Source organism: Paenibacillus sp. FSL R5-0623 (assembly GCF_037974265.1).
Classification (GTDB): domain Bacteria; phylum Bacillota; class Bacilli; order Paenibacillales; family Paenibacillaceae; genus Paenibacillus.
Genome location: NZ_CP150233.1, coordinates 3,839,692 through 3,851,661 on the forward strand (window position 1 = coordinate 3,839,692; position 11,970 = coordinate 3,851,661).

An 11,970-nucleotide genomic window follows, 5' to 3' on the forward strand; every position below is an offset into this window, starting at 1 on the left:
TTAACTGTCGCCTATTGAATTCAACTGTTAGTATGTTATATTATATTTTAACATGTTATAACATACAAAAGGAGTGATGTAATGCAATCGCCAGTATTAACTATTGGAGAACGGTTAAAAGAAATACGAGCAACGAGAAATCTTACACTTGAAGATGTTTCTAAACTTACTGATGTAAGTAAGCCTATGCTTGGACAGATTGAAAGAGGACAGTCTTCACCAACGATTACAACTCTTTGGAAAATCGCAGTGGGCTTAAAAGTTCCTTTATCTTTATTATTGGAAGAGCTAGAAGATGAGTGCAATGTGGTTGATACACGGTCCAAAGACGCTATCATTGAAAATGATGGAAAAATGAGAGCATTTCCTGTTTTTCCTTTTGACCCTACCCGTAACGTTGAAATATTTTATATCGAATTTGATCCTGGATGTCACCATCCATCTGAAAGGCACCTTGATGGTGTGGAAGAATATGTTTTTGTGGTACAAGGTATGTTAGAGCTGGTAGTCAACACAAAAAAAATTATTCTAAAAGAAAATCAAGCACTCCGCTTTCGTGCTAATGTTTTTCATTCTTATAATAATCTCTATCAAGAACCATGTGTCATTTACAACATGATTTTTCACCCAAGAACATAGGCAAGTTTCATCTATGATCTTCTAGAAAATATTTTAAAATGAGGTGTGATGATTATGGCAATTGAAAAAGTAAAAGATTTTTTTAAACAATATGGTATGGATTCTCAAGTTAAAGAATTTGAAGTATCTAGTGCAACCGTGGATTTGGCTGCATCTGCATTAGGTTGTGAGCCAGAGAGAATCGCAAAAACACTTTCTTTTATGGTGAATGGACAAGCGGTTTTAGTAGTTGCCGCCGGGGATGCAAAAGTGGATAACAAAAAATTCAAAGAGTATTTCAAAACAAAAGCAAAAATGCTTTCCCCTGATGAAGCCATTGATATGGTTGGTCATGCCATTGGAGGTGTTTGTCCATTTGCTATTAAAAATGATGTTTCTGTTTATCTAGACATATCTCTAAAACGTTTTGAGACAATCTATCCAGCTTGCGGGAGTAGCAATAGTGCTATTGAACTTACAATAAAACAATTAGAAAAATACTCTAGTTATTCTGAGTGGATTGATGTATGTAAAGGATGGAATGATTGATTTATAGTAGTTCTATATGGGGTAGCGCCAACATTTTGACTGTTATATACGCTAAGTATTAGCGAACATTTGCTTAAAGCAGGAAAAATCCGCTGTCTTTGCGCCTTAAAGTCCTTAGCGTATATTTTCGTTAAAATGTTGGCTGTACCCTCAATCAACTATGAAGAGCTTTCCAGAACGAACCTTCTGTATTAATGATATCCTTGATCTGGACAAAAGGAATTGTAAACGTTGGAAACCCTGCCGCATAGGGCGCGATATCATATGGGTTGAAGTAGAGATGCAGAGCATCCGCTGTAACAAAAAACGGCTGATCCGCACTAATCCCCATATAGGTGTCCGGAAACACATACGAGTATTGAGGATCATTTTTGATCTGATCCCCCACAATCTGGCTTAACACTTTTACGTAGTCACTATTCGGTTTAAATAAATCCTTCAGCTCATATAACTGACCATTCGTCAGATTAATGATCGCATAGATCATTGTAGGCATACCATGCGCTGCACCCGCCGGATAGTTATAACCTGTGAGTTGCAGTTGCAGCAATTGCTGCTGATAAAACGTAATATCAAAATCACCTGTATACGTGTAATCCAGCTGCTGATCTGCAGGGATCGGTTTAACCTGGGAGAGTTGCTTCAACTTGGCATTCAGCGCAAGCTGCTCCGCTTGGTTCGTTAATCCCTCCACCTGCGGATAATATACGAGATAGTCCCTGTTTGGTTTGTACTTCTCTTCGCGTACACGGTACGGCAGCTGAAGTGGAACGATTGTATTTTGCCGCCAGATGATCTGTCCGGCACGGTTCACATACGATAAGCGCTGGTCTACATAGGCCTTAATCAGATCTGGTGCCACGACCTCCAGCGTACCCGAACCTTCAACATGGGGATACCCAGCGGCAGGTCTTCCACTCAGATCCAGCAGATAGGTTTGTCTGCCATCCGATGCGGAAGCAAGGCCGTTTTTGTAATTGCCTACTTCGCGATATAGGAACTCCGTAAGTCTTCTGCCATGGGTATCTGCAATCGCGTATACAGAGCCAATGTAAGGCTGCTCCGGATTAATTGCTTGACCCAGCGCATAACGATGCTCGCCTAGTTCACGGATGTCATTATAGGCAGATTGAATGATAAATGATCCTTGCGTATTAATAACACCGTAGATCGATTTGTAGTCCTCTGCTGTATTAACAATCGCTTGCCCGCCGTTAAAAGGAAATGCCAATGAAAATTTGGGCTGAATGCGAATATTACCCCGTTCGTCGATGTAGCCATATTTGCCCGATACTTCTTTTTGAAAAGCCAGCAGTCCATCCCCTAGTGGTCCCACATAGGCATATGGATACGTTGCGAGCCGATGTCCATTGCGATTAATGAGTGCATATTCATTGTCCTTAATCTGCACGACCGCTTTGCCATCTTGAAAATCGTTCGCAGAAGCAAACTGTGCAGGTATCACCTCATTGCCCGACGCATCCAAATAACCATACCGACTCACCGATCCATCTGCCTGACCAGGATTAGAATCGTAAAATAATGCTCGACCGTCGTTCATATTCGAGATATACGGGTACGCCCGTTTGGTCAGGACCGTACCTTGTTCATTAATCATCTTAAATCCTTGAGAATCAATTGTTATCGCCCGTTCTTCGGAAAAGGAATTGATGGAATCGTATACAGGTTGAACGACATACTGCCCCTGAAGATTAATAACGCCGGCACGACCATCCTTCACAACCACAGCCAATCCATTGGGCTGAAACTCTTGCGCGTCATCCAGTACCGGCTCAAGCCGAATGTGGCCTTGGGCATCCATATACCCCCAATGCGTCCCACTCGTAGTTCGAACGGAGATTGGATATAACCACGTCGTTACCCGGGCATGGCTTACAGGGACCATCGCCTGCTTAATTTTCTTTTCCAGCTCCTGTAGTACCTCTCTGGAAGGATACGCTTCCGGGAAACTGAGTGCCTTCTGAACGGAAGCGAGTGCTGCCGGATACTGGCCCGCATGGTACTGAGCATCCGCAAGGTAATACCAGTAAAAGATATAATCAGGATATTGTTGGGTTAGTTGCTCGTAATATTGCACCACTTTGGGATAATAGGTTGCATATACGTCCGGTGCAGGAACCCATTTCCCATTCTGCCATCGTATAATCTCCACACGATAGGCTTCACCTGTGTCATGTATCCAGAGTGCAATCTCCACTTTCCCATCTCGACCATGCGGACCAGGCATATCTATAATCTCTGCATAGCTATAATATAGATCGTCAGGCGCCAGATCTTTGAGCCCTGATTCCGTCCACTCATATACGGCAAGCTTAGACCAAATAGAACCAATCCGCCAACCGATAATGAGATTGTTCCTTGCCGTTGAAGTTACAGGGGCTGCAGTCATTAAAGTCACCCCATACCCCAATCCCTTAATTAGAGCCATCTTGATCCAATGTCCTTGAACAAATTTCAGAATGAGCAAATACAGCTCACCATTCAACTGATAGACTGCAGCAATCTCTGGCATACCGTCACCGGTAAGATCTGCCGCATAGATCGCTGGATGTTGAACAGGTTTATCAATAGTGACGACCGTTGCACCAGCCGGAATATGTTGTTTCACAATTTGCGTTAACAGCGGTTCGCTCATGGACATCTCAGTTTCCTCCCTTATGACCGCATTCGCCTAATGGTATGCGTCATAAATCGGGATATGACATGTAATTCATTTTATATAAGTTGAACTAAAGAATACTCACACTTACCACTCTGATGACAGAACAACCTTCTGATTGCACTTATCCCCCGATTTTTGATTCACCGTTTAATTATTCTTCTTACAAAGTCACTTTCTCTCCATTGATTAGCAGGTAGCTCACATCGTTCACCGGAATGGTCTTAGGGGATATCCACTTAATGAGATCCTGATCCAGCTGGAGGAAACCGGATGCGCCAGACAACTTTATACCATCCTTCAGGTGTACTTCAATATTCAGATCCTCCATGCGAATCTTGCTCAGCGCCTCACCTGTAAGCGTGACGCCAACCGAGGAAAGAGTAACATTTGCCTGTAAGCCTCCATTTGCATCAAGCTGAACGTTGCCTGTTTTACTCAAAGCATTTTGACTCAAGTTAAAAGTAGTTTTCCAATTTCCCCGCACAACTTCACTAATACTCGTAAAGCTGCCTTGAAGTCTCAGCTTATCTAATTCGTCAACAGAGGACAGATCATACACATACTCAATGTAATCCCCACCAATGTCTACTCCATTTTTCATGTATCTCCCGTAGCTAATGGAATATTGGGGAATATCGAGCGTTTGACCTTGCTCATCCGTGAAGTAGAAATATCCATGATTATACTCGCCTATCTCATTATCCGGATTAATCTGAATGTGTAACTTGCCCTCCACAAAACCCATATTAGAAATATGCATCCAATCAATACCATCAACGGGGACATTCGTTACATCCTGATGCAATACCGGAATAGGATCAGTTTCCAATTGAATATCGGTTTGACCTCCCAAGCCACTTATACGATCTTGATCCAGGATATAATAGTTATTGTTTTGCTTTTCTTGTAACAACTGCTCCCAGTTCACTTGTACGTTGTAACCATCTTGTCGAGATGTACCCGACATCAACGTGTTGATCTGAACGGTAATTCGATTTTTGCTGACTTTTCCTTGAATGAGGAATCGAACAATAGCCGTGTTATTAGCTTCATCATAATGAATAATCTGAGCGTTGTTTGCATTACCTCCGGTGACCCTGTAATCATACACATCCAGTGTATCGTCAATGCGATGACCCGTCAGATCCGATAATGAAACATAGATCTCCGTTGTATCTCCGTCCCTGACAGCACCTATAACCTCCATTCGAATCCCTTGATCTTCACTAACCTGGTGAACAGGCTGAAGAATGCCAATCCGATCTGCACCTAGAAAATGAAGAATAGAAGGCAGGTCAATGATGCCCATGGATGCAGCTGCACCTGTAACAAGACATAACGATAACGCAGCGGTTACAGGAATATAGATGGCTTTGCGATACTTTCTTCTCCTATTCATGGACTTCTTGGTCTGTGCGGATGGATATAATACAGGTGGATACAATGTTGAATCTGATTTCGTAACGGGTGGTGGTTCATTCATCGCCAATTTATCATAGAACAACTTTTTAATATTAAAGAGGTTCTGCTCAGTAAATTCTTTTTCGGATTTTCGCATTGGATCGCCTCCTTTATTTCCTGTTCATCCACCATGTCCTCAATCGTTGCCTGGAGCGATAAAGCTTGTTATGGACTTGTCTAACGTGTAGGGACAATGCTTCCGATATCTCATGGGGTCTCTGTCCTTCGTAAAACCGACGTTTCATAATCTCCCGTTCCGGTTCTGGAAAAGATTCAATCATTTGATTAAGTTCCGTATATGTTTCCTTACTGACCATCTGAACCAACAAATCATCCGTTTGCACAGAATGAATCTCCTCTTCATATGTAAGCTCAGATCTTCGATTGAGTTTCCGGTAGCGATCAATCGCTTTATGTTTTGTGATCGTTGCAAGGTAGTTTTTCAGGCTACTTCGCCCAGATTGGAATGCATCCGGATTCTGCCAAAAAGCAAAAAATGTATCTGCTACGCATTCTTCTATCTCTTCTGCCGATGCATGATGTAGGATGGAATGAGCAATCTTCCATAACAAACCTGCATAGTGGTTCATCACCCATTCCATGGCTTCAGGATCACGATTCACTACTGCCTTCCGTATTTGTTCTTCTTCCACGATTATGTATCCCTCCCTTCCATGCTCATATCACGAATGTTTGTATTGATCCGTGCTACCTACCTATATTCGTTTGGCAAATGACTTTTACTTAAATCAATTTCATAATACCTTTGGCTGCTTCAATCAAGGCTAGATATAGATCAAAACGATTCAATTTGTCTGTATCTAGTTACATAAATCCGTTTTTAATGAGTTATGAGATTGATTCGCTTACTCCACGATAAAAAAAGATTTGCAGTGACCTTGTGGCCTGCTGCAAATCTTCTTATATTCTATAATACATCGTTATTTATTACATCATATCGCTTCATAGGCCTTCGCTTGGAATACTAACCAATATTACGCCTCTTCTTGCACACTGAGCTGCACATATTGGGTGAGACGACAATACTGAAATAACAACAACTCTTCATTACCTTGTCCAAGAGCCACGCTACGCCCTTCCTTGATGAGGTGATTCAACAACTCATGCAGGAAACTCATCTGCAACCGCGAGGATTCCGCTGCGAGCTGCTCAAGTACCTCAATATCCCGGATCGTAAACTGGGATAACCCACGCAGGAGCAACTCTTCTGACCAGCCGCTAATTTTCTGCATAAACTGATTATATTCTTCCAAGTCTGCCCATCCTCCCATTACCGATATCCAGTTTCAGACTGAGCACCGTTTGACCCTTCAGGAAGCTGATTGGGTTAATCCGATTTGGTTCCACACGCACAAAGGCATAGAAGTGTTCAAGTGATTGGGAACCATATCCTGACTCCAGTCTTTGGATCATCGCCTGCCAGTCAGATGAATACGGGAGAGTGAGTGCCAATCGTTCTCCTTCGGTACTCTCAACCGTCAGGACAAGATCCTGCGTTTGTTTGACAAAGCTATGGTCCACAACTCGAGCAACTTTGATCACAACCAGTCGTTCTCTAGGAGCAGCAAATAAGTCAAATGTTCGCGATTCCTCTTGAAGTACAGACGATACATCTTGCATGGTTTTGCCCATATTCAACGTTTCCACACACGTTCGTGGCAAAATCACAAGCTTGGCACCTTCCCCGGAAGAGATCCGGCGTTCTTCATTCACTTTAACTGAATGGAATTGAACTTCTTCACCCACGAACTGGCGAAAGGTCAGATTAGGCAACCATGGTGTGAATGCACCATAATGCTCTGTATACGAGAACTGCTGATCATCGTAATATACAGCACGTACATCGCTATAGGTGTAGATTTCCTCATCATCGAAACAATAGAAATAATAGGTGATTCCACGGAAACCGGATCGTGTCTCCCACGCATCAGCTCCCAGTCCATACAGGTGAAGTGAAGGAACCGTAAAGTATTTACTTCGAAAACTGCCAATGAGCTGACTCTGCTGAATGACAGATACCTTTTCTTCTTCAAGAACCTGGAGTGCAAGATACAGCTTGCTTACCCGATCCAACATGGATTGCATGGAGAAACGTATATGTCTGTTGAAAAACAACTGTAGTTCCCCTTGAATCCCTCGTAAACTGCGTTCTATGTCAGGCAGGTTGCCACTATGAGCTGCAATTGCCAAAGTCTCCAGTTGTGCCATATAAGACTGAGGAAGACGGGCCAGTCCCGTCTTCAACAATCCTGCCAGCATACCCCGACATTCCTGCACCGTCTGCAAAGAGAACTTGGCTTCGTACACCCGTCCACTTAATGCATCCCTATCATCCAGGCCTTTTAGGTTCCGGTACCGTAACAAAGCTTCAAGCTTGGCCATTTTCCCAGCTGTCTGCTGCACCTTACATAGTGCTTTTGCAAGTTTCGGTTCCTCAGTAAAAGACACCTCGATATTCTGGGTGGTCAGATGAACCGTAAGAAGTGAATCTTCAATGATCTTAATTTCCTCTGGGTATCTCAGTCGGAAAACAACTTCCTCAATCATGGAAGAACTATACGATTTAATTAACATGGTAAGGTCAGACTCCGTCATCCAGCGGAAGCGAGACTCGATCTCACGTGATACCGTAGGCGGAATTTCGCTTGGATCGTCCACATTTGATACTAAGTTTGTTACTGATTCTGTTACCGATACGTTTTTTGGTACGTCCAACGGATCATTATCCGATATCCCTGAGTCCTTATCCAGCGCATGCTTCTCGTCTGCATTCATTGAATCCTCTAACGGATGTTCCCGTTGATCGTATAGTATGGCAATCAGTACATGCTTGCAGATATGATCGGCCGGGCAGGAGCATTCCCAATGATCCAGTGTATTCTCAAGCGTACATTGTGTCCCGTCACTGAGCTGACAACTCACCGATGATTCATTCCATGTGTACGTTACACTTACACCGTTGTCCAACTCTTTCAAAGACCTTTTGTACAACCCCTTGTTGGCATACCGAATCAAATAATCCTCCGTACACAGCTTCGAAAAAGTCCGGAATTTTTCCTTGAATCCACTCACTTCATCAACGCCCCGTTGCTCTCAGAATATCGTAAATCGTTTCACTGAACACGCGACCTGGAACGTTGCCTAGAGCAATGGGTTTATTGTCCCCATAGTAATAATATTGCTTGTTATTCGGTTTGAAGAAATGTAGGGATTCCAGGGTAATGTCATCCAATCCCTCGTAATACGTGATGCTCGTACCACTGAATTGCAATTCCGCAACAAGATCTCCGTACTCTTTATAAAATTCATGATACCAGCCGCCGTCCTGTGCCGGTCCTTTGATCCAACCATATTTCTCCAGTGCTTTGGGGAAAGCCGTTGGTGAAAAATCAGACTCGGGCAGATGATCGTATTCATTCTTCGTTTTATCCTCATCTTCCGGCTGGTGAATCTCACGATTCAATTGCTCGAATGGCTGCTTGATCTCGTAATCCTCCAACTGCGTTGTCCAACCTTCAAGCGTTGCCTGATCCAGTTCCAGCGGGTGTATAAGTCCCACCTGCGCACCTGAAGGCAGATCAACCTCGTCTTCATCCACGGAATTGAAGGTGCCGTCCTCCATATAACGGAAGGTGCTGATCAGAGCGCCATCCTCATATGTTCCCCAGATCAGACCAACAGCAAATTTTTGCATGATTACATTTTGTACAAACAATGCTTTCCACTCATCGGCAGACCACAGACGTTGCTTGGACAATGACTCTTCCAGACGCTGCGCCTGAATGTTAACCATGGATTTGAGATCTTTTTTCAGCTGTGTGAAACGTGCCTTGGACTGCGCTGCCAATTCAGGATCATCTTTCTGTGCAGGAGCAGGCAGACTCTTCACGGATTTGCCCGTTTCTTCATTTAAGACAACGACTTGTAAGTCTCCATTGACCTTAACCAGGAAGGAACGCTCTCCGTAACTCAGCTGCATGGTTCCTTTTTCATCAAAACCAAGTGTGGTGACCAGCCGATCCTCCAGTTGTTCCGAGGTAAGTCCCATATTATCGGCTGCAAGTTGCAATGCTTCTTCTGCTGCACCTTTCACCTGACGGTTCTTCACGCCACGTTTGATCTTGTCAATCGCCATAAGAGCGGATGGATCTTTCAGATAAGCGAGCACTTTTACAGCATCTGCTGCAATCGCGCCACGACTGTTTTCTGTCCATTCCTTAATTTGCGGAGCCAGAATATTCACAAACTGAATATCGCCAAAGAGTGCTGATACATACATCACCCATTTCTCTTTTGCAGGAGCACCTTCCTGAATCCAGACCTGAAGCAGTTCACTTGCAAAACGAGCGAGCGATGCCTCACTTACGTAATCCCTTAATTCATTCAGTCTTTCATTGGGTCCTGACGTGTGATCCAATGATTGGACCAAAGCATACTGTTTAATCCGATCATCTAAAGGCTGATTGTCTTCAATACGTATCAGTGAAGGGAGATCATTCAAGGACAACCAACTCAGTCTCGACAACTTTTTGGCATCCGCCTGATCAGCGAGCGCAGCATGAGCATACTCCGGGCTCAGATCTGCGGTATCCAGCAGAATTTGGATCAAGCTCTTCCACTCATCGGACTTCTCTTTCTTCAGAAGCTCACCGTACAGCTCCTTGCTGTTTTCCAGACTGCGGATTGCGGTCAGAGCCATCTCTTTGATTCCCACTTTTTTCTCCGAGAGGTATACGAGCGTATACAAGTCCTGATCAGGAATTCGGTTGAATTCCGCTAACGCCACTCCGTTGGCCTTTTTGGACGAATCCTGCAATCCGGCACGAATCGCTTCGGCCAATATTTTCTTCGATAACTCATCACGCTGTTCAAAGGTAATCTCCAGAATTAAAATGCGCGTATCCGTTGGCAGTTTCTTGTACTGTGTCAGTGCATAGTCCAGATTTTGCTGAATGATTCGGCGGTATTCGTCATGCGGCATGGATTTGTATCTATAGTCGGTCATGCCATTGAGTGAGATCAGGCTGGTTAGCAATTTCTCACGTTGTACCTCAGGATCTTGCCCATAACGTTGAAGCAGTTGCTCTCCACTAAACGCGTATGAATTGTACATGTCCGAGACAATATCCAGTGTCCAATCGGGATGAGTGGTCAGGATTGCGAACCTGCGCATCGCCTCCGATTCCAAGGGCAGAAAACTAATACTAATGAGGTTGTGAACACGCTTCTTATCCCGATTCAGTTGATTAAACAACCCTCGACTATTCGGGTCCTCCCAATATTCCTCAAGGGTGTTTTCCCCACTTAAGTATCTTGCAATCGCAAGTCCTTGACGTCCCCCGTCCAAAGGATGCCGAAGAGCGTTAAATACCGCTTGCTCCAGTGACCCCTCCGCATTAGGCAATGTCAATCCTTGATCCTCCATGAATTTCTGAATGCAGAGTTTGAGGAATGGCGGTTTGATAATCTCGTATGCTCGAATCGCTTGTTCAGGACGATTCGCGATCGCGGATTGTAACATGTTCCAAGATACCGTGTACGAATTAAGCTCGTCCCGCAACATTTCAACCAACTGATAAGGTTCATCCAGAGGCACAAGTCCAGCAAGCAGATCATTTGGACTCTTGGCTCTAGGGTCCATACTCAGCAAGTAACGGCGAACTTCAAGTGGATAAATCTCATGTAATTGATGTACTGTGTGAAGCAAAACATGCCCAATCTCACTATTTGTATCAAGGAACCGTTGTTTACCTCCACTAATGTTAATCAGGTACAACAAGGCACCACTCACAAGTACCATAGTTTGATGGAATACTGTGTTTGAACATTGCTCTTTTGAAGAGAAAGACGTATTGGGATACAGTTCAGCTATGAGCTGACTACGCTTCTCCTTGAGGAAATCATCCTTCAATTCTTGGGAAGATCCGTTATGCTTTCCTTGAATATTACTGACCACTACAGGTTCAATCAACGTATGTAGCTCGTCCCGCAACTTATCTGGATCATTAGCCATTACATGTTGAAACAACACTGGTAACGATTGAACAGAAGATTGAACCTCTGCAAGATGAGAAGCCGTGTCACTGAGTCTTGAATATAATTGCAGCAGCATTAATGCATTAATTACATCCCGGTAATCCCCTTGACTGTCCGCTTTTTTGGAATCAAAAAGCCACTGGGCACGCTTTAATTTACTCTTTAATTCAGTCAAAATTTCGTTCTCGCCTGCAAACTGTTTGATCTTCTCCAACCGGGACAACAATCCATCCATGCGATCAGCACTTTTGCTCTTCCCGCTTAATCCGTAGGCTTCGGAGTCATTTCCCATACAGACAGTAAAGGCATCCGTTCTCCATGAATTTCTTTTGGAATAATTGGATTCCAGATATATCACAATAGCCCCGGCACGGTAAAAGATATCTCCATCGTCTTTTTTGGCAAGCTTCATGAGCAGATCAATCGTTTGATACACATAATGACTCGAATTTCCCAACATATCCGGGAACTTGTCTGTCGTTCCCAAGACAAAATCAATAATTTCGGAGCTTCGATCTGTTTTCAATGAATACTCGTTTGAACAGGTTACTGCGAATTTCTCCACCAAAGTTTCAACTGCGCGGTCTGCGGTAAGCATTACA

Annotated in this window: 8 protein-coding genes; 2 read left to right on the forward strand and 6 right to left on the reverse strand. The window is 43.7% G+C overall.

Features of this window, described 5'->3' with window-relative positions:
- Positions 1-81 precede the first annotated feature (81 nt).
- Both MKY92_RS16780 and MKY92_RS16785 read left to right on the forward strand, forming a co-directional pair.
- Positions 82-639 (forward strand): XRE family transcriptional regulator, encoded by a 558-nt coding sequence (locus MKY92_RS16780; protein ID WP_339296992.1) that lies wholly within the window; start codon positions 82-84, stop codon positions 637-639.
- A gap of 54 nt (positions 640-693) precedes the next feature.
- Positions 694-1,167 (forward strand): YbaK/EbsC family protein, encoded by a 474-nt coding sequence (locus MKY92_RS16785; RefSeq protein ID WP_339296993.1) that lies wholly within the window; start codon positions 694-696, stop codon positions 1,165-1,167.
- 154 nt (positions 1,168-1,321) lie between these two features.
- Here MKY92_RS16785 and MKY92_RS16790 read toward each other — a convergent pair whose 3' ends face one another.
- The 6 genes from MKY92_RS16790 to MKY92_RS16815 all read right to left on the reverse strand — a co-directional run bounded on the left by MKY92_RS16790 (position 1,322) and on the right by MKY92_RS16815 (position 11,966).
- Positions 1,322-3,829 (reverse strand): WG repeat-containing protein, encoded by a 2,508-nt coding sequence (locus MKY92_RS16790; protein WP_339296994.1) that lies wholly within the window; start codon positions 3,827-3,829, stop codon positions 1,322-1,324.
- Between the two features lie 181 nt (positions 3,830-4,010).
- Positions 4,011-5,408 carry a hypothetical protein gene (locus MKY92_RS16795; RefSeq protein WP_339296995.1) on the reverse strand — a complete coding sequence of 466 codons (1,398 nt, stop codon included), beginning with the start codon at positions 5,406-5,408 and terminating at the stop codon, positions 4,011-4,013.
- Between the two features lie 13 nt (positions 5,409-5,421).
- Entirely contained in the window at positions 5,422-5,964 is a 543-nt protein-coding gene (locus MKY92_RS16800) for a sigma-70 family RNA polymerase sigma factor (RefSeq protein WP_339296996.1), read from the reverse strand.
- Positions 5,965-6,306: 342 nt separating this feature from the next.
- Positions 6,307-6,585, reverse strand: coding sequence for a hypothetical protein (locus MKY92_RS16805; RefSeq protein ID WP_339296997.1), 279 nt, complete (start codon positions 6,583-6,585; stop codon positions 6,307-6,309).
- Positions 6,572-8,404, reverse strand: coding sequence for a hypothetical protein (locus MKY92_RS16810; RefSeq protein WP_339296998.1), 1,833 nt, complete (start codon positions 8,402-8,404; stop codon positions 6,572-6,574). Before MKY92_RS16810 ends, MKY92_RS16805 begins: the two co-directional genes overlap by 14 nt.
- A gap of 4 nt (positions 8,405-8,408) precedes the next feature.
- Positions 8,409-11,966 (reverse strand): DUF4132 domain-containing protein, encoded by a 3,558-nt coding sequence (locus MKY92_RS16815; protein ID WP_339296999.1) that lies wholly within the window; start codon positions 11,964-11,966, stop codon positions 8,409-8,411.
- Positions 11,967-11,970: the final 4 nt, after the last annotated feature.